Here is a 21,388-nt window from a genome sequence, read left to right as displayed (position 1 = left end):
TCGCAACGCATATCCTGCACCAGCAGTGCGCAGGAGCACCATGCGGCCCTGGCAGAATCCATATTCCCTTCTGCACAAATCGTCGCCGTCTTGTTACACTCGTAGCATGCCAGCACATGCGACAGCATGGCATCCAGGGGGTGCCAGACCGGCGAAGAGGGATCGGCGAGCCACGCGCTCTTCTGCCGAGCCCGCGCGGCCTTCGTCCGCTGGCTCGGCTCATCCTCTCCCCGCGTATTGAGGTCGCGCCCTGCGGCAGGTCTGCCGCCGTCGCTCGCCGAATCTCCGCCGTGCGACGTTTTTCTCCTCGGGAACGACGCCTGCTCCGGCGCGCCACATGCCGGTTATCGGCGTTCGTCCGTGTGCAACGGCAGGTTCTTTGTGAGCATGGAAGGAGGGAAGGTGCGCACCAGGGGCTGAAGCCCCGCACGATCGACGTGTACTGAAGCTCGCATGTCGTTTCGAGATGACACCAAGGAGGTGTATGGCATGGCGCAAGAGGCGCACGGTGCATTGCACGACCTGCTCGCGGTCCGTGGCGTGACCCGTCGCGACTTCCTCAAGTATTGCGGCTCAGTGGCCGCGATGCTTGGGCTGTCTGAGACGATGGCCCCACAGATCGCAGCTGCCCTCGAAGGGGCGCCGAAGCTGATGCCGGCCCTGTGGCTCAACGGTGGTTCGTGCACCGGCTGCACCGAGTCCATCGCGCAGGTCGACACGCCCGATGTCGCCACGATCGTCCTCGACTACCTGTCGTTCGAGTACTTCGAGACGATCATGGCCGCAGCAGGTTCGTGGGCTGAGAAGAACATCACGAAGCGCGCCGAAGAAGGCGGCTACATCCTCGTCTACGAGGGTTCGGTGATGACCGGCCAGGACGGCAACACGCTGTTCGTCGGCGGCGGACCTGAGAACGAGGGCGCCAAGAAGGGCATCGAGATCCTCGAGGAGGCCGCCGCGAACGCTGCCGCCGTGTTGGCGATCGGCTCGTGCGCGGTCGACGGCGGTTGGATCGCTGGCTATCCGAATGCTTCTGAAGCCACCGGTGTGGCCGCATGGCTGCAGAAGAAGGGCATCAAGACACCGGTCGTCAGCATGCCGACCTGCCCGGTCAACCCCGAGTGGGTCGTCGCGATGGTCGTCCAGCTCCTGCTGGTCGCCGACCGCGATCCCGCGAAGTTCCTGCAGGTCACCCCGATGGTCGAGGTTCCGTACAACGATCCTGTCACCGGCGAGAAGGTCACGCTTCTCATGCCGAAGGCGATCTACGGCCAGACCATCCACGACAACTGCCCACGCCGTGGCCACTTCGAGAACGGCGAGTTCGTCACCGAGCTCGGCAGCAAGGAAGAGGCGATGGGCTACTGCCTGTACAAGGTCGGCTGCAAAGGCCCCCAGACCTTCACGCAGTGCCCCGTCACCCGCTGGAACCGTCGTGCGAGCTGGTGCGTCGAGTCCGGCGCCCCCTGCATCGGCTGCGGCGGCCTGAACTGGGTGGACAACAACTCGCCGTTCCTCAAGCGCATGTCCGACATGCGCATCGGCGACACCTTCGTGCAGCCGGGAACCATCGGCGCTGCCGTGGGTGCTGTCGCAGCCGCCGGCCTGGTGCTGCACGGCATCGGCATGAAGGCAGCCGGCCGCATCGGCGACGGGCCTCCCATGGAGGAGATGAAAGCGTACGACCGCAAGCGTCTCGCGAAGAAGGGAGGCGATAAGTAGTGGCTCGCGTCGTTGTCGATCCCGTGACCCGAATCGAGGGTCACCTGCGTGTCGAGGTCGAAGTGACCAACGGCAAGGTCTCGGACGCGTGGGTCTCCGGCACGCTGTGGCGTGGCATGGAGAAAGTCCTTGTCAACCGCGCTCCTGAAGACGCGTTCTGGGTCTCCCAGCGCATCTGCGGCGTGTGCCCGATCTCGCACAGCCACGCCTCCGCACAGTCGTGCGAAGACGCGCTCGGCATCAAGATCCCGAACAACGCGCGCATCATCCGGAACCTCATCGAGGCCGCCCAGTACCTGCACAGCCACATCCTGTGGTTCTACACGCTGGCTGCACTCGACTACGTCAACCCGGTGAACGCGCTCAATGCGGACATCGCCGACACCTACGCGCTCGCGCAGGCCGCCGGCACCCGCATCGCGGATTTCGGCGCTGTCGCCGCTCGCCTCAAGGCCTTCGTCGAGAACGGCCAGCTCTCGATCTTCACCGGTCATGAGGGCTGGTTCGGCGTCGGTGCCGAGAAGCATCCGGGCTACGTCCTTCCGCCGGAGCTCGACCTCATCGCGACGGCCCACTACCTCGAGGCTCTGGAGCTCCAGGCCGTCGCCGCGGAGATCATCGGCATCATGGGCGGCAAGTTCCCACACCAGATGACCTCCATCCCCGGCGGCACCGCGTTCGTCCCGACCGAGCAGAAGCTGGACGACGTCCTGTTCCGCTTCACCCGCGTCAAGGAGTTCATCGATACAGCGCTCATCCCTGACACTCTCGCGATAGCGCCGTACATCCTGGATGCGGCGTCGTTCGGCGGTGGCTGCGGCAACTTCCTGTCGTGGGGCGTCTTCGAGGCCGAGGATTTGGATCCGTACAACCGGTACCTGCCTCGCGGCTTCGTGGAGGTTTCGAAAGGCCTCACGGCGCAAGAAGTCGGTCCCGACGACGTGACGGAAGACGTCGACCACTCCTGGTACGACGTACCGTCCGGACTCAACCCGAAAGACGGCCAGACCGTCCCGAAGTTCGAGCCGTACTCCACGCAGGGCAAGTACTCGTGGGGCAAGGCCGCGCGCTGCAAGGGCGTGCCGGCTGAGGTCGGCCCGCTTTCGCGCATGCTGGTCGCGTACGTCAATGGCCGTCCCGAGGTGAAGTCGATCATCGACGATACCCTGGCCAAGCTTTCGAAGGCCGCAGGCGCTCAGCTTCAGCCCACCGTGCTGGTGTCGCTGCTCGGTCGCGTCGCCGCGCGCAACCTCGAGGCGAAGGTCGTCGCCGACTGGTCGATCGCTTGGGTCCTCGAGCTCATCGAGGCGCTCAAGGGCGGCGACAGCTCCTTCTTCGTCACCGAGCGGGCCGACTCAGGACAGGGCGCTGGCCTGTGGGAGGCACCGCGTGGTTCGGTCGGTCACTGGATGACCGTCGAGGGCGGTAAGATCGCCAACTACCAGGTCGTCGCACCGACCACCTGGGACATCGCCCCGCGCGACAGCAAGGGCGTTCCTGGCCCGATGGAGCAGGCGCTCATCGGCACGCCGGTCGTCGATTCCGAGCGGCCGCTCGAGGTCATGCGCGTCGCGCACAGCTTCGACCCTTGAATCGGATGCGCTGTCCACGTGGTGGACACCGTGACCGGCAAGGACGTAACGCTCTCGACGTCGCCGATGGGGGTGATGTGAGATGGCAGGGCACCCGCACTACCGTGAGGCGCATCCGCTCATCTTCGTGATCACCCACTGGATCAACCTGATCTGCATGGTGATGCTGGCGTTCTCGGGCTTCTACATCCACTACCCGTTCTTCGACGGGTTCATGGGAGTGGCCCGCGGCATGCACTTCGTCGCGATGTACGTGGTCATCATCAACCTCACGTTCCGGATCGTCGCGGCCTTCTTCGTCAAGACGGCCCAGGACCTGGACTCGCGCGAGGTCGACCTCGACATCAAGAACTGGCTGCCGCAGGAGAAGAACCGCCACCAGTTCTTCGAGACCGTGAAGTACTACCTGTTCCTGCGCAAGGAGGGCGTGATCTCCGCCAAGTACGGGTCGCTCCAGAAGATTGCGTACCTGGCCACCATCCCCCTCACCTACCTGCAGGCGTACACGGGCTTCGCGATCTACGGACCGAGCATGGACCTCGGCTTCTTCAAGGCCGGGCTCGACCTGGTGGGCGGCCCGATGAACATGCGCATCATCCACTACCTGGGGATGTGGGTGTTCATCCTGTTCACGATGGTGCACGCGTACCTCGCGAACATCTACAACTTCGCCCCGAGCAAGCTCATCTTCCTGTGGAAGGAGACCGTGCCCGAGGGCAAGCACTAGGGCACGACGCTCAGCGAAGCAACGGGCGGGCCTCGGGAAACCGGGGCCCGTTCCGCTATCATCCGAAGAGACGGTGATGGCATCACACGTTAGGAGCGAGGAGTGCCTGTCCAGCGGATTCTCGTCTTGGGCGTCGGCAATGCCTTGATGCGCGACGAAGGTGTCGGTCCGCGCGTCGTCGACGTGCTCGCCAGCGCGTATCGGCTGCCGCCGCACGTCCGGATCGTGGACGCCGGCACCCTCGGGTTCGCGATGATGCACCTGTTGCGCGACGCCGATCACGTCATCGTCGTCGACGCGGTCGAGGGCACGGGGCGCCCCCCTGGCACCGTGCTTCGCCTGAAGCCTGAGCACTTCGCTCCCAACCAGGTCCTCCACTCGCTTCACGACGTGCGGCTCGTCGATGTGCTGAACGCGGCGCGGCTCGTCGGCATCGAACCTGAGGTGGAGTGCATCGGGGTCCAGGTCGAGGACATCGCTCCTGAGGAGTTCTCGATCGGTTTGACGCCGTACGTCGAGACGGCGGTCCCGCGCGCAGTCGCCGCCGTGCTCATGTTGCTCGAGGAGCGCGGCGTCGAGCACGAGACTGCCGACGGTGCGGACCCAGCGCTCACCGCTGCGGTCGGTCGCGCGCTTTCTCAGATGCGCGAGCGCCTGCAGGCCACCGGATCGTCGGCCGACTACTCGTAAGCGAGCACCGGCAGCACGAACCCGATCGCGCTGCCCCGGCCTTCGACGCTCGACGCGAACACCTGCCCGCCGTGGTCCTCGACGATGCGCTTGACGATGGCGAGGCCGAGCCCGGCTCCGCCAGTCGCTGCGGCCCGCGCCTCGTCAGCGCGGTAGAATCGCTCGAAGATGTACGGGAGGTCTTTCTCCGGTATGCCCGACCCAGTGTCTGACACCGTGAGACGCACCCACCCGTCGATGCGTTCCACGGTGACGACGACCTTCCCCTTGGCAGTGTGACGAAGCGCGTTGCCAAGAAGGTTCCGCACGGCCTGTGCGATGCGGAACTCGTCGGCGTACACCTCAAGCTCGCCGCCTGCGCACGCAAGCTCGACATCGACGCCTTGGTGTGCGAGCACGCGTGCGCGCTCGACCTCGCGAGAAGCGACACTGCACAGGTCCGTGCGGCTCATGTCATAGCGGAGCGCGCCGGCCTCGGCCACGGCGAGCTCTTGCAGCTCGTGCACCAGCCGGGAGAGCTGCTCCAGGTCTTCGACCATCGAGCGCATCCGAGCGTCGTCGAGCGGCATGACGCCTTCCGCGACAGCTTCCGCCTGAGCGCGCAACGCAGCGATCGGGTTCCTGAGCTCGTGTGCGACGTCGCTCACCATGCGACGCCTGAGCGTCTCGCTCCGCTCCAGCGACTCGGCCATCCCGTTGAACGCGGTGGCGAGCTCTTCGATCTCGGCCGGACCGCTGACGTCGACCCGATGCGAGAGGTTTCCGCTCGCAATGGCCTCCACGCCCGAGGTGAGCTGCCGAAGCGGGCGCACGAGGTACCCCGCCAGCACGATCGCCGCGACCGCCGCGATCGCCGCGGCCACCGCTGCCGAGATCAGGATGCCGCGGTCGACACCGGCGAGGAACGATCGCTCGGCGGCGCCGAGCACCATGCGGCCGAACCCGACTCCTGGACCCATGTGCATGCCGAGCGCGCTCAAGTATGCAGCGAATGCGTTCGAGAGCGCTCGACGCGCGATGAAGCCGGCAACGAGCACCGAGGTAAGCGCGACAGCGACGATCGCGAGGAATACCTCCCAGGTAAGGCGCATCCGCTTCACGACGGCGCCTCCACCTTGTAGCCGACCCCAAAGACCGTGCGTATGTACCGCGGTTCCTTGGGATCATCTCCGATCTTCTTGCGGATGTTCTTCACGTGCGCGTCGATCGTCCGTTCGTAGCCCTCGAACGCGTCGCCCGACACCGCCTCCAGGAGCTGCAACCGGCTGTACACGCGGCCCGGGTGCGCAGCCATCGTCGCAAGGATCTCGAACTCCGTGCGCGTGAGGTCGACCTTCGTGCCAGCGACCGTCACCTCACGCCTGTCGGTGTCGATGGTGAGGTCGCCTACGACGAGCATTCCTCCTGCAGCGCTCTCGCTGGCACGGTCCACCCGCCTGAGGACCGCCTTGACGCGAGCGACGACCTCGCGGGGGCTGAACGGCTTGGACACGTAGTCATCGGCGCCGACCTCGAGCCCGATCAGCCGGTCGATCTCTTCGGTCTTGGCCGTCACGAGGATCACCGGCAGGTCGTAGTCCCGCTGGAAACGGCGTGTCAGCTCGATCCCGTCGATGCCGGGGAGCATGATGTCGAGCAGCGCTATGTCCGGCCTGCGCGCTCGGACCGCCTCGATAGCGGCCTCGCCGTCGTGCGCGGTGACGACCTCGTAGCCTGAGGCTTCCAGGTATGCCGCCAGCACCTCGACGATCTTCTCGTTGTCGTCGACCACCAGGACGGTCCGCCGCATCTCTTCTCCTTCCATGGCGCCAGTGTGCCCGCGACTCGTGAAGCGTTCGTGAACCTCGCGTGTCAGTCTCATGCGCTGAGCAGCTCGCGCAACCTCCGCTCGATGCCGTCGGCATCCAGTCCTGCGACGCGGTACAGGTCGCGCGCATGACCGGACCCTTGGTAGCCTGTCACGCCCAGCGGGACGAAACGGGTGCGAATGCCATGCTGGGCCGCGTGCTCGACGACGCTCGCCCACAGGCCCGTGCGCCAGTGGTGGTCTTCCACGCAGAGCACGAACGGCGCCGCTCCGATGCGCTCGGAAAGGGAGTCCGGGAGGTCGAGGGGAGCCGACACCACGCCGACGGCGACCGAGGCGCCAGAGGCGGCGAGCCGATCGGCGGCCTCCACCGCTCCGCCGCTGGGCGTGCCCATGACGAGCACCACGCCGTCAGCGCCGTCCCGCACCCAATCGATCCCCCCGTAGGCGAACTCATACCCGCTTGCGAACCACGGCTTCCCGTCGCGATCCGCGAGCGGAGGAAGCTTCGAGCGCCCCATCGCGAAGGCGACGTTCCCTGGAGCGTCTGCGAGGGCGACGACCGCCTTGTACGTCTGGATGGGGTCCGCCGGCACCACCACACGCCAGCCGAACAGATTGCGGAACGCGCCTACGTAGTCGAGGCACTGGTGCGTCTTGCCGTCTTCACCGACATCGAGCCCGCAGTGCGTGAGCACCAGGCGCACGTTCGTCGCGTTGATGTCGTTGAGCCGCTGCTGGTTGTACGCCTCGTCGATGCCGAACACGCCGAAATCGCTCCAGAACGTCAGCACGTCGCTCACCGAAAGCGCGCCGGCCACGGTGGCCGCGTTGTGCTCCCCTACCCCGCACTGCACGAACCCCTCGGGGCGCACGCGCGCGAAGGCGTCGGTCTTCACCGACGACGCCAAATCGCAGTCGAGGACGGCGATGGCGACGCCAGGGTTCTGCTCGGCGATGTCCGCAAGCGCTCTGCCCCACGCCGAGCGGCAATCGGTGCTCGCGAAGTCGTCCGCCGGACGCGCGGGCTTCGTGGCGATCGCAGGCGGCTGCGGAGTGCGACGACCGTCCACCGTCCGCGGCCTGGCGCTTCGGGCGGGCGCGTAGCGGTCGAGCACGGGTTCGAGCCCAAGCTCGCCCATCGCGCGCTCGTACTCGTCCAGCGTGAGCGCGCGACCGTGGTACTCGGCCTTCCCCTCCATGAACGACACGCCCTTGCCGATGACGGTGTGCGCTATCACCGCAACGGGACGGTGCGTGTCGGCGACGGCGGACGCGATGGCATCGTACAGCGCTCTCACGTCGTGACCGTCCACCTCGATCACGCCCCACCCATCGGCGGCGAAGTCCCTCGCGACGTCCACAGGCATCACGTCGCTCGTCTTCCCGGATATCTGGATGCCGTTGAGGTCCACGACGACGGTGAGGTCGGTGAGCCCCTCCTTGGCCGCCAGCCGGCGCGCCTCGGCGACCTGCCCCTTGTGCTGCTCTCCGTCGCTCATCGCGACGAAGGTGCGCCAGCAGCAGCCGCCGCTCATACGCGATGCGAGCGCGAACCCCACGCCCGCCGAGAGTCCTTGGCCGAGGTTGCCCGTTGCCCACTCCACGCCTGGGACCGACGGCTCCACGTGGCCTTCGAAGATGCTCCCCGCTTGCCTGAAGTGCGCGATGGCCTCCGCAAGGTCGAAGAACCCCGCCTGCCCGAGGACCGCGTAGACGCCTGGCGAGGTGTGGCCGTGGCTGACCACGATGCGGTCCCGGTCTGAGCGCCAGGGATCCTCGGGATCCACGTTCGCGAAGCTCCACAACACCAGGTACATCTCGAGCGAGGACATCGACCCGCCGGGGTGTCCGCTCGCGGCGAGCGTCGTCATCGTCAGGATCGCCCCGCGCGCCTGGCGCGCCTTCTCTTCAAGCTCAGCGACGGTCTTCTCGTCCAGCGTTGCAGCCACGAATCCTCTCGGCACCATCAGCGCCTCCTCACGGCACGACAACGTCCCGCTCACGCGATACGATGAGCATACCCGATACACGGACCCGGAGGTGGCATGGACGCGGTTCTTGAAGCTGCGCAGGCAGCGGCGCGGGCGGGCGGCGCTGTTCTCCGCTCGATGCAAGGCTCGTTCGGCGTGGCGCGCACGAAATCGTCACGCGTCGACTTCGTGACCGACGCGGACATCGCGGCCGGCGTCGCGGCATGCCGCGCGATCGCCGAGCGCATCGAAGGAGCGACGTTCGTCGTCGAGGAGCCGGAGGTCTACGGGCGTGCCGGCGTGCCGCGCGGCGAGCTTGGCCGCGGCGACGTGTGGGTGATCGACCCTCTTGACGGGACGACGTCGTTCGTGCACGGCTATCCGTGCTACTCGACGAGCGTGGCACTCGTCCGCGAAACGCAGCCGGTCGTCGGCGCGGTCTACAACGCCGCTCTCGACGAGCTCGCCTCTGCTGAAACCGGCTCGGGAGCCGATCTCGATGGCGTGCCACTTGCGGTCAGCAGCGTCGCTCGGCTGGAAGACGCGCTCCTCGTCACCGGCTTTCCCTACGACCGCGGACGGCCATTCGAGGTGCAGATGCGCGTGCTCGCGCGCGTTGCTCGCGTTGCCCACGACATCCGCCGAGACGGCTCCGCGGCCGTGGACTGCTGCGAGGTGGCAGCTCGACGCGTCGACGGCTTCTGGGAGTTCGAGCTCAAGCCGTGGGACCTCGCCGCAGGCGTCGTCATCCTGCGGGAGGCGCACGCGCTCGTGACCGGTACGGACGGACGGCCGTGGGACATCTTCACGCCAGGCATCGTCGCGGCCGGACCAGCGCTCCACGACGTGCTGCTCGAGGCCGTGCTCGACGCCCAGCGCTAGCGGCGCTGACCGCTGGAACGGTCTTCGGCGTGCTCGACGCCAAGGTCGCGTAGCACCTTGTCGGCCGCCTTCTCCCCGCCCTCGATGCAGTTCGGGATCCCGACGCCCCGGAACGCACTGCCGGCCATCGCGAACGCGGGGATCTGCGCCGTGCGCGCCTCGATCTCCTCGACCCGATCGAGGTGTCCGAGCGTGTACTGCGGCATCCCGCCCGTCCAGCGGTAGACGCTCGCGAACACTGGCCGCGCGTCGTCGGGCATGCCGAGCATGCGCACGATCTCCCGACGCGTCAGCTCGACGAGGTCTTCGTCGCTCGCCTCGACGAGATGCTGGTTGCGCGGGCCGCCGATGAAGCCGCGCATCAGCACCTTGCCATCGGGCGTGCGGTCTGGCCACTTCGAGGACGAGAGCGTCACGGCAAGCAACGGGCGCTTCTCGACGAGCGGCACCAAGATACCGTGCCACCGCTTGTCGAATGGGCAATCGGCCTCGCGAAACGCCATCGGAACGGTCACCGACGACGAGCACGGGGTCTGTGCGAGAAGCTCCGCGATGCGCGGATCCACGCCCGAGACGATCCCGGTCCCGGCCCACGCCTCCGTGGCGACGATGACGCCGTCTGCCGAGATGGCATCGCCATCGTCAAGCACGACCCGCCACCCAGCGCCCGCGCGCTCGACCGCCGTCACCGCCTTTCCGAGCACGATCCTCTCCGCGCCGACCGCTGCCGCCATCGCATTCGGGAGCGTCTGCATCCCGCGAACGAACGTGTTGAAGAACGACCACGGCTTCTGACCGGGCCGGGCTGGCTGGCGCGCCTTCATCGCCTCGCGCGCCTTGCGCTGTTCGAGGAACCCCCGGATCAGCGAGCCGTGCTTCTGCTCCATCTCCAGGAACTCCGGGAACGTTGCGGCAAGCGACATCACCGTCGGGTCGGACGCGTGGACGCCGCCCACGAGCGGCTCTGCCACGCGATCGAGCGCTTCGCGACCCATCCGGCGCGTCACGAAGCTCTCGAGGGTCTCGTCGTGGTCTTTCGCGCTCTCGCCGGGCGCCCAGCGCTCCTTGCGGGGGATCACGAGGTCGAGCGCCATGCGGAACTTGCCCGGCCAGGAGTACAGCGACGTCGTGGCGAGCGGCATGAGCTTGGTCGGCGCGAACATCATGATGCCGTCGGGAAGCTCGATCAGCCGATCGCCCTTGACGATGAGCGTGCGCTTGTTCTCGTCGCGCGCAGGAACGATGTCGTCCTCGATGCCGAGCGTCCTCGCGATACGACGCACCGCTGGCTTCGTCGAAACGAACGCATCAGAGCCGCCGTCCACCACGTACTCGCCGCCCTCTGGGTCCGGCACGATGTCCGTGGCAAGCTTCCCGCCGACACGCGTGCTCTTCTCGACGACCACCACGTCCACCGGATGGCCGGCCGCTTGCGCACGAATGATGCGGTACGCCGCGCCGAGCCCAGCGACACCGCCGCCGATCACCACCACGCGTTTCATCGCGTCTCCTCCGCAGTCGTTCCGCCGCTCACAACGCCCAGGTCGGCAAGGACCTTGTGCGCTGCCCGCTGGCCGCTTTCGAGCGCGTTCGGCACGCCGACGCCGCGGTACGCGTTCCCAGCGAACGCCACGCCGGCGATCTGCGCCTCGAGCCGCTCGATCTCGTCCACGCGCTCGAGATGACCGAGCGTGTACTGCGGCATTCCTCCCGGCCACCGGAAGAGCCGCGCATAGCGCGGTCGCGCCGCTCGACGCACCCCGAGCAGATCCGCGAGCTCCTCACGCGCAAGAGCGATGAGCTCGTCGTCGGTGGCGTCCAGAACGCCTTCGTCGCGCGGACCGCCGAGAAAGCCGCGCAGAAGCACGCGGCCGTTCGGTGCGCGGTCCGGCCACTTCGAGGACATGAGCGAGATGCCGGTGAGGTGCCGGCGCTCGACGGCGGGCGTGAGGATCCCGTGCCACCGCTTGTCGAACGGGCAGTCCGATTCGTCGTACGCGAGGACCACGGTCGCCGAGGAGGAACACGGGATGCTGCTCAAGAGCTCGGCCGCCCTCGCGTCGACGCCTTCCGCCAGCACCGCGGCGGCCCACGCTTCGGTCGCGACGATCAGCCCGTCAGAGTCGATCACCGACCCGTCTGCAAGCTCGGTACGCCAGCCCTCAGGCGCGCGCCCCACGCGCACTGCGGCGACGCCGGTGACGATCCTTTCCCTGCCCGCAGCGTCGGCAAGCGCGTCGGTGATGGTCTGCAGGCCGTCTCGGAACGACGAGAAGAACGTGCGGCGTGGCGAGCCCGCAGGCGCCTTGGCGCGCATCGCTTCGATCCGCTTCCGCTGCGCGACGAAGCCCCGGATGAGCGATCCGTGCTTTTGCTCCATCTCGAGCAGATTGGGATAGGTGGCTGCGAGCGACATCGTCGCAGGATCGGATCCGTTCACGCCGCCCACGAGCGGTTCGGCGAGCCGGTCGAGGCACTCGCGCCCCATCCGGCGCGTCACGAAGCTCTCGAGGGTCTCGTCGTGGTCTTTCCCGCTCTCGCCGGGCGCCCAGCGCTCCTTGCGGGGGATCACGAGGTCGCACGCCATGCGGAACTTGCCCGGCCAGGAGTACAGCGACGTCGTGGCGAGCGGCACGAGCTTGGTCGGCGCGAACATCATGACGCCGTCGGGCAGCTCCACGAGCCTTCCGTCCTTGACGATGAAGGTCCGCTTGTTCTCATCGAGCGTCCCGCACAGCCGGTCAGCGATGCCGAGCTCAGCAGCAGCGCGATGCACCGCCGGCTTCTCCGTCAAGAACGAGTCGGAGCCGCCGTCTGCGACGTACTCGTCTCCGTCCGGATCGGCCGCCCGGTCCGTGAAGATCTTCCCACCGAGGCGGTCGTGCTTCTCCACGAGGACGAACTCCACGTCTTCGCCCGACCGCCCAGCCTTCGCGATCTCGTACGCGGCGCCCAGCCCCGCGATGCCGCCGCCGATGATGACGATCCGCTTCATGCCGTGCCAGCACCTCGCTCGTCTCGTCGCACGCGACCGCTTGCCGGAGCGTCGGCATGCCTGCTGATTAGAACTACCCCTGCCCACACCCCGTGCCGAGCACGACCTCTGCGATAGCACGCGCGAGCGCCGGATGTGCGTTCGGCACCTGAGCGCGGACGAACCTTACGCCCGCCCGCTCCGCGTGCTCCTTCGCGTCCACGTCGAGGTCGTACAGCGTCTCCATGTGGTCGAGTGCGAAGCCGACCGGAGCGATGACGATGGCCCGCGCCCCGAGACCGGCGACCGCGGGAATCACATCGTCCAGGTCGGGACCGAGCCACGCGCCGCCGCGCGCGCCCTTCGACTGGTAGCACACCGCCCACGGCGTCGCGCCCTCGACATCCCCCCACGTCGTCGCACCCGCAACGGAGACGTCGTGACCGCTCGCCAGGCCTGCGCTCGTTGCAACCACGTCGGCTACCGCCCGCAGCTCGCGATCGTATCTTGCCGCACCCTCGTCGGAGGCCGGCAGACTGTGCGCCGTGAACGCCACGAACGCGGGGCCGTCTGCGACAGCAGCGAGGGCCTGCCGAAGCGCGTGTGCGTGCAGGTCCCGGTACGCCGAGAACGTCGAGAGCTGCGGGGCATCGCACACAACCATGTGCGGAATGCCCGACAGCGCCGCGTCGATGGCCTCACGGTACCTCGCGTGCGTCACAGCAGCCTCGATCGGCGAGAGCGAGACGTGTGCGACGCAGCGAACGCCACGCTCAGCAAGCCGCTCGATCCCTTCCGCGATCGTCGGTTGCCAGTACCGCATCCCGACCTCCACGGGAACCTCGCGCCCCATCTCTTCGAGCGCGGATTCCACTGCGAGGGCGAGCTCGCGCGCTGTCTGGACGAGCGGTGAGCAGCCGCCGATGCGCTCGTAGCGCGCTCTCACGCGCTCGAGGGTCGCCGGATCGGGGTCGCGGCCCGTGAGGTTGCGCATGAACGGACCCACCGCGTCCGGACAGTCAGGACCGCCGAAGCCCGTGAGCAGCACGCCGTCAGCCAGCATGCTTCCCGCCACGGATCCGTTCGGAGTGCTCGTGCACCAGCCGCACGAGCGTCCTGGCCTTCTCTGGATCGGTCGTCTTGTGGATGCCGTGCCCGAGGTTGAAGATGTGCCCGGGCCGCGTCCCGACGGCCTCGAGGATCTCCACGACCATGCGCTCGAGCTCGTCGTCGGGCGCGAACAGCGCGACAGGGTCGATGTTCCCCTGGATGCCGAAGCGCTCGTCGATGAGCTCGACCGCCTTCTTCATGTCGAGGCGCCAGTCGATGCCAACCACGTCGCACCCGGTCTGGAGCGCACGATCGAGCATCGACGTCGCGCCGTTTGGGAAGTAGATGACGGGCACCCCTTCTGGGACGGCCTTCTTGCCGTGCTCGATCAGGGCCTGCACCACGCGCGTCGTGTGCGGCAGCACGTAGCGTTCGTAGTCACGGGGAGCGACGTAGCCCACCCAGCTGTCGAAGACCTGCACCGCCTGCGCGCCTGCGTCGATCTGCGCCGACAGGTAGGCGATCACCGTGTCGGAGATCTTGCTCATGAGCTCGTCCCACGCCGCCGGATCGCCCCACATCAACGCCTTCGTGACCTCGTAGTCCCGCGTTCCGTGGCCTTCGACCATGTAGCTCGCAAGCGTGAACGGCGCACCGCCGAAGCCGATGAGCGGCACCTTGTCGACGAGCTCGCGGCGCAGGATCCGTATCGCTTCCATCACGAACCCGGTGTCTTCGATGGGGTCCGCGACGCGCAGACGCCGCACGTCGGCTGCCGAGCGCACCGGATTGTGGATGACTGGACCTTCGCCCTTCGCGAACTCGAGGTCGAGACCCATGCCGGGGAACGGGATGAGGATGTCCGAGAACAGGATCGCGGCGTCCACGCCGACGATGTCGACCGGCTGGAGCGTCACCTCGACGGCCAGCTCGGGCGTGCGGCACATCTCCAAGAATCCGTGCTTCTCACGGATCGCACGGTATTCCGCGAGGTAGCGGCCTGCCTGCCGCATCATCCAGATCGGGGTCCGCTCGGTGGGCTCGCGCCTGCACGCACGCAAGAACACGTCGTTGAAGGGCATCAGGGGTCCTTTCACACGGGAGGAAATCGCGCACAAGTCTACCACGGAGACGAGAAAGCGGGTCCCGGATCGCTCCGGGACCCGCCTCGAGGAACGCCGTGTCTCGGCGACGCTCGGCCGTTACGCGTTCGGCGCCGTGTCCAGGATCTTCTGCACGATGCTCGGATCGGCAAGCGTGCTGATGTCGCCGAAGGCCTCCATGTCCCGCTCCCCCGCCGCGATCTTCCGAAGGATGCGGCGCATGATCTTGCCGGAGCGGGTCTTCGGCAGCTCAGGCACGAAGTGGATGAAATCCGGCTTCGCGATGGGGCCGATCTCCTCGCGCACGTGACCGGTGAGGATCTTCGCGAGCGACTCGCTCGGTTCCTGACCTTGCCTCAGGATGACGTAGGCGTAGATGCCCTCGCCCTTCACGTCGTGCGGGTACCCGACGACCGCTGCCTCCGCAACAGCGGGGTGGCTCACGAGCGCGCTCTCCACCTCTGCGGTGCCGAGACGATGACCCGAGACGTTGATGACGTCGTCCACGCGGCCGAGCAACCAGTAGTAGCCGTCCTCGTCCTTCCGCGCTCCATCACCGGTGAAGTACTTGCCGGGGAACGCCGTGAAGTAGATCTCTTTCACCCGCTTGTTCTCGGGATCGCCCCACGTGCCGCGCAGCATGCCCGGCCATGGCTTCGTGATGCACAGCCGTCCACCGCTTCCGACCGGAGTCGGGGAGCCGTCCTCATTCACGACCTCAGGCGCGATGCCGAAGAACGGACGCGTCGCAGACCCGGGCTTCATCGGCGTGGCGCCAGGCAGGTTGGTGATGATGTGCCCGCCCGTTTCCGTCTGCCAGTAGGTGTCGACGATCGGCACGCGCTCGCGACCGATGTTCTTGTAGTACCACATCCACGCCTCAGGGTTGATCGGCTCGCCTACCGTGCCGAGAACCCGCAGACTGCTGAGATCGTACTTGGCGGGCCACTCCTCCCCTGCCTTCATCAAGGCGCGGATCGCGGTCGGCGCCGTGTAGAACTGGTTCACGCCGTGCTTCTCGACGATCTCCCAGAAGCGCCCGGGATCCGGATAGGTCGGCACGCCCTCGAACATGAGCGTGGTCGCGCCCACTGCGAGCGGCCCGTAGACGATGTACGAGTGACCCGTGACCCAGCCGATGTCCGCGGTGCACCAGAAGACGTCCTCGTCGTGGTAGTCGAAGACGTACTTGAACGTCGTTGCCGCGTACAGCAGGTACCCTGCGGTCGTGTGCAGCACGCCCTTCGGCTTACCGGTGGAGCCGGACGTATAGAGGATGAACAGCGGGTCTTCGGCATCCATCCACTCGATGTCGCAGTGCCGCCCCACGTCGGCCGCGCGCACCTCTTCGTGGTACCAGAAGTCGCGCCCGGGCTCCATATCCACGCGGGTCCTCGCACGCGACACCACGATCACGGACTCGATAGACGGGCACTCGAGGAGCGCGACGTCGGCCTCGGCCTTGAGCGGCGTCAGGCGACCGCCGCGGATGCCTTCGTCTGCCGTGATGAGCATCTTGGCTCCGCAGTCCTGGATCCTGTCCCGCAGCGCTGCCGACGAGAACCCGCCGAACACGACGGAGTGGATCGCGCCGATGCGAGCGCATGCGAGCATGGCGATCGGGAGCTCGGGGATCATCGGGAGGTAGATGGCTACGCGATCGCCTTTCTTGATACCGTGCTTCTTGAGCACGTTGGCGAACCGGCACACCTTGTAGTACAGCGACTGGTAGGTGTACACCTTCGTGCGGCCTTCGTCCGACTCCCAGATGATGGCCGCCTTGTTGCGCCGCCAGCTGTTCAGGTGGCGGTCGATGCAGTTGTAAGCGACGTTGAGTTTGCCGCCCTTGAACCACTCGATACGCGGTGTGTCGAACTCGTAGTCGAGGACGGTGTCCCACTTCTTGTGCCAGTGAAGCATCTCCTCGGCCATCTCGCCCCAGAAACCTTCGGGGTCCTCGATCGAGCGCCGGTACATCTCCTCGTACTGCTCCATGCTGTTGATGTACGCCCGCTCGGCGACCCACGCAGGCGGCTGGATGACGCGGCCCTCTTGCGACAGCGCTTCGATGTGCGTCGACTCCGACATGCTCGCCTCCTTCGCGTTCGGCATGTTGCGTCCGGCACGCTTTCATCCTGTTCCGGACACACCTTCAGCGTCCATGGTATGAGACGCGACGGTATCTCTGGGACGCGCCCCAGGTGTCCGGCCGCGAATCGTCGGTGGACGGCGCGTTCCATCGTCCGGCGGCCGCTCGCGTCCATGGGACGCCAGGCGCCAGCGGGTCTCGGCAGTCCCGACCGATCTGCGTCGTCCGTCGCTCCGGTTGGTAACTGCAGTTGCAATCCTTGGTATCGTGCGCTATGTTCCGTGCAGAACAGTTTCCCTTCCCTCAGTTAGAGCCGCCCGGCGCGAGCGCCAGACGGCAGGTCTGGAAGATCGGTGACCGGCATCCCGATCTGGCGGCAGAAAGCCGCGGACCGTACGAGACTCAGGGGTAGACAGGGAAGGCATGGTGAGAGCCCTGGCCCGAAGGCCAGGGCTCTCCAGTCTCTTCGGACGCCGACACGCTATCCGACGCGGACAGCGTTCACCGGCCGGACCGCCAGACCGTCGGCCACCTCGGCAAGGCACGCGAGCGCCATTCCTTTCGGGAGCGCGGCCGCCCGACCCAAAGCTTGCCTGATCGCAGCAGGCTGTCCCTCAAGTATCCGTACCGCGCACTGCCCGCAGGTGCCTCGAGCGCCGCACTGGGCAGCGATAGCGATCCCGGCTTTCCTGGCGGCCTCGAGAACCGTGGTTCCCGGAGAGACCGTCACCTCGATGCCGTACGGCTCGAAGCGGACGCGGCAACCGGCCACCGTCAGCCCCTCGGAAGCAGCGCCACGCCCCAGCCGGTCCCGGTGTGCGCGGTGATCACCGGGCCTGCTTCGACCACGTGCATCTCCTCGACTTCGTAGCGCTCAAAGATCCGCTCGACGAGATACCGCGCCTTGTCTTCTGACATGGCGTGCATGACAGCGAAGACGCCCTTCGTGCGCTCGCCCATCTGCTGACCTACCCACGCGAGCGTCTTGTCGAGAGCGGCCCGCGTGCCGCGGGCGCGCCCGACGGCCTCGAACGCACCATCAACGCCAGGGCTGATCATCACCTTGAGGTCGAGGAGTCCTCCGAGGAGCGCTGCCACCTTGCCGATGCGCCCGCCCTTGGCGAGATTGTCCAGCTTGTCCAGCCCCACGATCATCTTCGCCTTTGCGCGCGCCTCTTCGAGCACCTGAAGGACGCGCGGCGCACTTGCGCCTGCCGATGCCGCCCGAGCCGCCTCGAGGACTTGGAGAGCCTCGCCCCACGCGAGGTTCCGGGTGTCGAAGACGTGCACCCGGCCTGCGAACCGCTTCGCCGCCTCGCGTGCAGACTCGACCGTGCCGGAAAGCGCCGACGAGATGTGGACGGAGACGACCTCCGGGTACCGCGCGAGGACCCGCTCGTACGCCTCGACGAACGCGCCGACAGACGGCTGCGAGGTGGTGGGGAGCTCCGGTGCGTGCGCCATCAGCTCGAAGAACTCCTTCTGCGAGACCGAGCCGTCCTTAAACGTCCGGCCTCCGACCGTCACAGACAGCGGCACGACCTCGATGTCGAAACGCTCAGCGATCTGTGGGGTGATGTCCGACGTGCTGTCGGTGACGATGCCGACGGCTCGATCTTCCATCGCACGCCCCCTACCCGAAGTTGACCATGCCGTGGGACATGCGTCTGCCGCCGATCACGTGCACGTGGAGGTGCTCCACGGTCTGCATCGCGTCAGGCCCGTTGTTGACGATGACCCGATATCCGGACTCCGCCACACCTTTGGCCTCCGCCACCTTCGGAACTGCGGCGAACAGCGCGCACGTGACCTCGGACGGAACGTCCGGACCCATCCTGTCGTAGTGCACCTTCGGGATGATGAGGGTATGCACCGGCGCTTGCGGCGCGATGTCATCGAACGCGATGACATGCTCGTCAGAGTACACCACCTTCGCTGGTATCTCACCTCGCGCGATCATGCAGAACACGCACTCGCTCACAGCCGCCCCTTTCTCTTCACGATCACTCGGCTTCCTGTGTGTCTTCAAGCTCCCCGATGAGCATGGTCACCTTCTGCTCGGCCGCCTCGAGCTTGGCACGGCACGCGCGCAAGAGGGCGACGCCACGCTCGTACCGGGTCAGGCTCTCTTCGAGCTCCAGCGTGCCGCTCTCGAGGTCGGCCACGATGCGCTCGAGCTCTGCGAGCGCGTCCCCGAACGACAGCTCGCCGGGTTCGACTGGTGCATTCGCTTCTGTCATGTGCGCTCCTTCTCGACTCCCCGCACTTCGCACGCGATACGGCCGTCAGACACGCGGACCGACAGCTCGTCTCGGGGCGCCACATCGTCGACCGACCGGACGATCCGCCCCGTCGCATCTGCATAACATACCGCATACCCACGCCCGAGCGTCTTGAGCGGCGAAAGGCCGTCCAGCCTCGCCGCGTACAAACCGACCTGCCGCTTCGGTTCGTCGAACAGACGCGGGCCTGCGCGCATGAGGTCGCGCTCGCCGAGCGCGTAGCGCGAACGGGCACGCTCGAGCGCGCACATGCTCGCGTCCGCGAGCGAGCGACGCATCGCATCGAGGCGATCGTGCTCACGCGCGATGCGTGCAGGCAGCGCCGCTGCAAGTCCAGAGGCGGCATCGTCGAGCGCTTGCATCCAGCTCGACAGCACGCTCCTCGGATCGGAGATGGGGCGTTTCTGGGCGACGATCTCGAGGCGATGCCGCTGCCGCTGGACGCCGTGCCGGAGCGCGCGCGCAAGCAGCCGCTGCTGCTCGTCGAACCGCTTCAGGACTTCCGCGGCCGAGGGGGCCGCTGCCTCAGCGGCTGCCGTCGGCGTCGAAGCGTGGACGTCGGCGACCAAGTCGGCGATCGACACGTCCGGCTCGTGCCCGATACCGGTGACCACGGGCACCGGGCACGCCCGGATCGCCCGCGCGACGCGCTCGTCGTTGAACGGCATCAGGTCTTCGTACGAGCCGCCGCCCCGGCACAGGATGACCACGTCCACGCCCGGTTCTTCGCCGATGCGCCGCAGCCCCTCGACGATCGCATCGACCGCCCCGTCCCCTTCCACCTGCACGCCCGCGATGACGACCTCCGCCGCCGGGTACCGACGCTTGAGCGTCCGCAGGACGTCGTGCACGGCCTTGCCGCGCGGCGACGTGACGACGCCGATACGGTCGGGGTACGGCGGCAGCGACCGCTTGATGGCCGCAGACATCAGCCCTTCGGCCTCGAGCCTCCGAGCGAGGGCAGCCACCTGCATCCGCAAGACGCCTTCACCAGCTGGCGCCATGCTCCGGACCTGGAACTGCATGCGACCCTTCTGGACGTATACCGTGAAGGTCCCGACCGCCTCGACGAGCATGCCCTGCCGAAGCTCGAATCCGCACGCCTCATACGCGTCGCGCCACATCAAGCACGGCATCGCCGCCCGGTCGTCGGCGAGCGTGAAGTACACGGCCTTGTAGCCGGGCTTCGAAGTGGCCTCTGTGACCTCGCCGATCACGCGCACGGCGATGGCATCGAGCGCTGCTTTCGCGAGAGAAAGCGCCTCAGACACGGAGAGCGCCTTGTCGTTCACGCCTCGTCACCGTCCTCCCGCTTCACGGCGCCCCTCTCGACCGGCGTGGCTGCCACGCCGCCTTCGGACACGCTGAGCGCTATCTCGCCGCGAAGCAGCCCTTCGAGCTCGGCACCCACCATCGCGTGCCGCCATCCGTGCGCGAGCGGGCTCTCTCGGTCGCCTTCCGCGAAGGCCTCGAGATCGGAGCGGGTGGCTATCAGCGTCGGCGCAACGCCGTGCGCCCGGGCCCGAGCGCGAACGAGCGCTGCCATGAGGTCGACGACCTCTGCCGAGACGGTGCGGCGCGACGATGGCCGCTCGATGACCGGCCACAGCTCGCGCGGCGTGGCCAGCCCCCGCTCGACCGCCTCGATGATGGCGCGACCATGACGCCGGACGACTTGCTCGGACAGACCGCGGACGCCCACGAGATCCGCCTCACGTTTCGGCGCTCTGCGAGCGATCTCCACGAGCGTCTCGTCAGGAACGAGCCACCGTTTGGGGATGTCTCGTCGCTGCGCCTCACGCTCACGCCATGCGGCTAGCTCGCGCAGCACAGCGAGCGACGATCCTCTCAGCGAGGACGCTCGCTTCACGCGCAGGTACTGCTTCTCGGGGTCGACAGCGTAGGTAGCGGGATCGGCCATGCGCTCGAATTCGTCTGCAAGCCACGCCATCCGTCCTGCGGACTCGAGACGCCGCCTCATCTCCCGGTACAGCGGGATCAAGTAGCGCACGTCGTCGAGCGCGTACTCGACCTGCTCGGGAGCGAGGGGCCGCGCCGACCAGTCCGTGTAGCGCTGGGACTTCTCGAGCGTCACGCCCAGCACTGACGCCACCACGTCCTGATAGCTCGCCTGCGCAGCGAACCCGGCGAGCGTCGCCGCTACCTGCGTGTCGAACACCGGTGCTGGGGGTGCGCCGAACACGCGGTTCAAGATCTCGATGTCCTGCCCGCCGGCGTGGAACACCTTCGTCACCGCAGCGTCCCGCATGAGCGGCGCGAGCGGCGCAAGGTCGACGCCTGCGAGCGGGTCGACCGCCACCGCCTCTCGCTCTGTCGCGAGCTGCAGCAGGCACAGGCGCGGGTAGTACGTGCGCTCGCGCATGAACTCGGCGTCGACGGCGAGCGCGCCAGCGCCGGCCGCACGACCGACGAACGATGCAAGCGCTTCGGTGGAATCGATGAGCACGGTCGCCTCACGGGTCAGGTGACGTAGAAT

General features: G+C 67.2%; 19 protein-coding genes. 5 read left to right on the top strand and 14 right to left on the bottom strand.

Going from position 1 to position 21,388, the window contains the following annotated elements:
- Window positions 1-489 precede the first annotated feature (489 nt).
- The 4 genes from MX659_RS04925 (at window position 490) to MX659_RS04910 (ending at window position 4,731) form a co-directional block, all read left to right on the top strand.
- Complete coding sequence (locus MX659_RS04925; RefSeq protein WP_267192338.1) at window positions 490-1,722, top strand: hydrogenase small subunit; 1,233 nt, start codon at window positions 490-492, stop codon at window positions 1,720-1,722.
- Entirely contained in the window at window positions 1,722-3,314 is a 1,593-nt protein-coding gene (locus MX659_RS04920; protein ID WP_267192337.1) for a nickel-dependent hydrogenase large subunit, read from the top strand. Before MX659_RS04925 ends, MX659_RS04920 begins: the two co-directional genes overlap by 1 nt.
- Before the next feature lie 82 nt (window positions 3,315-3,396).
- Window positions 3,397-4,041, top strand: coding sequence for a cytochrome b/b6 domain-containing protein (locus MX659_RS04915; protein WP_267192336.1), 645 nt, complete (start codon window positions 3,397-3,399; stop codon window positions 4,039-4,041).
- A gap of 102 nt (window positions 4,042-4,143) precedes the next feature.
- Complete coding sequence (locus MX659_RS04910) at window positions 4,144-4,731, top strand: HyaD/HybD family hydrogenase maturation endopeptidase (RefSeq protein ID WP_267192335.1); 588 nt, start codon at window positions 4,144-4,146, stop codon at window positions 4,729-4,731.
- On the opposite strand, the gene MX659_RS04905 is transcribed toward MX659_RS04910, so the two are convergent.
- The 3 genes from MX659_RS04905 to MX659_RS04895 all read right to left on the bottom strand — a co-directional run bounded on the left by MX659_RS04905 (window position 4,722) and on the right by MX659_RS04895 (window position 8,508).
- Window positions 4,722-5,822 (bottom strand): sensor histidine kinase, encoded by a 1,101-nt coding sequence (locus MX659_RS04905; protein ID WP_267192512.1) that lies wholly within the window; start codon window positions 5,820-5,822, stop codon window positions 4,722-4,724. The two genes, MX659_RS04910 and MX659_RS04905, sit on opposite strands and share 10 nt — an antisense overlap.
- Window positions 5,823-5,827: 5 nt before the next feature.
- Window positions 5,828-6,520 (bottom strand): response regulator transcription factor, encoded by a 693-nt coding sequence (locus MX659_RS04900; protein WP_267192334.1) that lies wholly within the window; start codon window positions 6,518-6,520, stop codon window positions 5,828-5,830.
- Window positions 6,521-6,588: 68 nt separating this feature from the next.
- On the bottom strand, window positions 6,589-8,508 hold the full coding sequence (locus MX659_RS04895; protein WP_267192333.1) for a transketolase: 1,920 nt from the start codon (window positions 8,506-8,508) through the stop codon (window positions 6,589-6,591).
- A gap of 78 nt (window positions 8,509-8,586) precedes the next feature.
- Between MX659_RS04895 and MX659_RS04890 the strand changes: the two genes are divergently transcribed.
- Window positions 8,587-9,393, top strand: a complete 807-nt coding sequence (locus tag MX659_RS04890; RefSeq protein WP_267192332.1) for an inositol monophosphatase family protein — start codon at window positions 8,587-8,589, stop codon at window positions 9,391-9,393.
- On the opposite strand, the gene hemG (MX659_RS04885) is transcribed toward MX659_RS04890, so the two are convergent.
- From hemG (MX659_RS04885) to rnd, 11 genes are all read right to left on the bottom strand, one after another.
- On the bottom strand, window positions 9,390-10,895 hold the full coding sequence (gene hemG, locus MX659_RS04885; RefSeq protein WP_267192331.1) for a protoporphyrinogen oxidase: 1,506 nt from the start codon (window positions 10,893-10,895) through the stop codon (window positions 9,390-9,392). The two genes, MX659_RS04890 and hemG (MX659_RS04885), sit on opposite strands and share 4 nt — an antisense overlap.
- A complete protein-coding gene (gene hemG / locus MX659_RS04880; protein WP_267192330.1) occupies window positions 10,892-12,388 on the bottom strand; it encodes a protoporphyrinogen oxidase in 1,497 nt (498 codons plus the stop codon). The genes hemG (MX659_RS04885) and hemG (MX659_RS04880) overlap by 4 nt, the downstream gene beginning before the upstream one ends.
- Before the next feature lie 73 nt (window positions 12,389-12,461).
- Complete coding sequence (locus MX659_RS04875; RefSeq protein WP_267192329.1) at window positions 12,462-13,430, bottom strand: ferrochelatase; 969 nt, start codon at window positions 13,428-13,430, stop codon at window positions 12,462-12,464.
- Complete coding sequence (hemE, locus tag MX659_RS04870) at window positions 13,420-14,499, bottom strand: uroporphyrinogen decarboxylase (RefSeq protein WP_267192328.1); 1,080 nt, start codon at window positions 14,497-14,499, stop codon at window positions 13,420-13,422. The genes MX659_RS04875 and hemE overlap by 11 nt, the downstream gene beginning before the upstream one ends.
- A 120-nt stretch (window positions 14,500-14,619) precedes the next feature.
- On the bottom strand, window positions 14,620-16,608 hold the full coding sequence (acs, locus tag MX659_RS04865; protein WP_267192327.1) for an acetate--CoA ligase: 1,989 nt from the start codon (window positions 16,606-16,608) through the stop codon (window positions 14,620-14,622).
- Window positions 16,609-17,090: 482 nt separating this feature from the next.
- Window positions 17,091-17,381: a 2Fe-2S iron-sulfur cluster binding domain-containing protein gene (locus tag MX659_RS04860; RefSeq protein ID WP_267192326.1), complete on the bottom strand. Its 291-nt coding sequence runs from the start codon at window positions 17,379-17,381 to the stop codon at window positions 17,091-17,093.
- Window positions 17,382-17,383: 2 nt separating this feature from the next.
- Window positions 17,384-18,232 (bottom strand): DegV family protein, encoded by an 849-nt coding sequence (locus tag MX659_RS04855; RefSeq protein ID WP_267192325.1) that lies wholly within the window; start codon window positions 18,230-18,232, stop codon window positions 17,384-17,386.
- 10 nt (window positions 18,233-18,242) lie between these two features.
- A complete protein-coding gene (locus MX659_RS04850) occupies window positions 18,243-18,590 on the bottom strand; it encodes a histidine triad nucleotide-binding protein (protein WP_267192324.1) in 348 nt (115 codons plus the stop codon).
- Window positions 18,591-18,612: 22 nt separating this feature from the next.
- Window positions 18,613-18,849, bottom strand: a complete 237-nt coding sequence (gene xseB / locus MX659_RS04845; protein ID WP_267192323.1) for an exodeoxyribonuclease VII small subunit — start codon at window positions 18,847-18,849, stop codon at window positions 18,613-18,615.
- On the bottom strand, window positions 18,846-20,183 hold the full coding sequence (gene xseA, locus MX659_RS04840; RefSeq protein WP_267192322.1) for an exodeoxyribonuclease VII large subunit: 1,338 nt from the start codon (window positions 20,181-20,183) through the stop codon (window positions 18,846-18,848). Before xseA ends, xseB begins: the two co-directional genes overlap by 4 nt.
- On the bottom strand, window positions 20,180-21,358 hold the full coding sequence (rnd, locus tag MX659_RS04835) for a ribonuclease D (protein ID WP_267192321.1): 1,179 nt from the start codon (window positions 21,356-21,358) through the stop codon (window positions 20,180-20,182). The genes xseA and rnd overlap by 4 nt, the downstream gene beginning before the upstream one ends.
- Between the last annotated feature and the right edge of the window lie 30 nt (window positions 21,359-21,388).

Origin of the sequence: Parvivirga hydrogeniphila, assembly GCF_023371205.1 — a bacterium.
GTDB lineage: Bacteria > Actinomycetota > Coriobacteriia > Anaerosomatales > Anaerosomataceae > Parvivirga > Parvivirga hydrogeniphila.
The sequence above is the reverse complement of the archived record's forward strand: the minus strand, read 5'-3'. Positions and strand labels throughout refer to the sequence as shown.

Coding starts and splice junctions, on each gene's coding strand:
- MX659_RS04925 (WP_267192338.1), top strand. CDS start 490: ATGGCGCAAGAGGCGCACGGTGCATTGCACGACCTGCTCGCGGTCCGT.
- MX659_RS04915 (WP_267192336.1), top strand. CDS start 3,397: ATGGCAGGGCACCCGCACTACCGTGAGGCGCATCCGCTCATCTTCGTG.
- MX659_RS04905 (WP_267192512.1), bottom strand. CDS start 5,822: ATGCGCCTTACCTGGGAGGTATTCCTCGCGATCGTCGCTGTCGCGCTT.
- MX659_RS04900 (WP_267192334.1), bottom strand. CDS start 6,520: ATGCGGCGGACCGTCCTGGTGGTCGACGACAACGAGAAGATCGTCGAG.
- MX659_RS04895 (WP_267192333.1), bottom strand. CDS start 8,508: ATGGTGCCGAGAGGATTCGTGGCTGCAACGCTGGACGAGAAGACCGTC.
- MX659_RS04890 (WP_267192332.1), top strand. CDS start 8,587: ATGGACGCGGTTCTTGAAGCTGCGCAGGCAGCGGCGCGGGCGGGCGGC.
- hemG (WP_267192331.1), bottom strand. CDS start 10,895: ATGAAACGCGTGGTGGTGATCGGCGGCGGTGTCGCTGGGCTCGGCGCG.
- hemG (WP_267192330.1), bottom strand. CDS start 12,388: ATGAAGCGGATCGTCATCATCGGCGGCGGCATCGCGGGGCTGGGCGCC.
- MX659_RS04875 (WP_267192329.1), bottom strand. CDS start 13,430: ATGCTGGCTGACGGCGTGCTGCTCACGGGCTTCGGCGGTCCTGACTGT.
- hemE (WP_267192328.1), bottom strand. CDS start 14,499: ATGCCCTTCAACGACGTGTTCTTGCGTGCGTGCAGGCGCGAGCCCACC.
- acs (WP_267192327.1), bottom strand. CDS start 16,608: ATGTCGGAGTCGACGCACATCGAAGCGCTGTCGCAAGAGGGCCGCGTC.
- MX659_RS04855 (WP_267192325.1), bottom strand. CDS start 18,232: ATGGAAGATCGAGCCGTCGGCATCGTCACCGACAGCACGTCGGACATC.
- xseB (WP_267192323.1), bottom strand. CDS start 18,849: ATGACAGAAGCGAATGCACCAGTCGAACCCGGCGAGCTGTCGTTCGGG.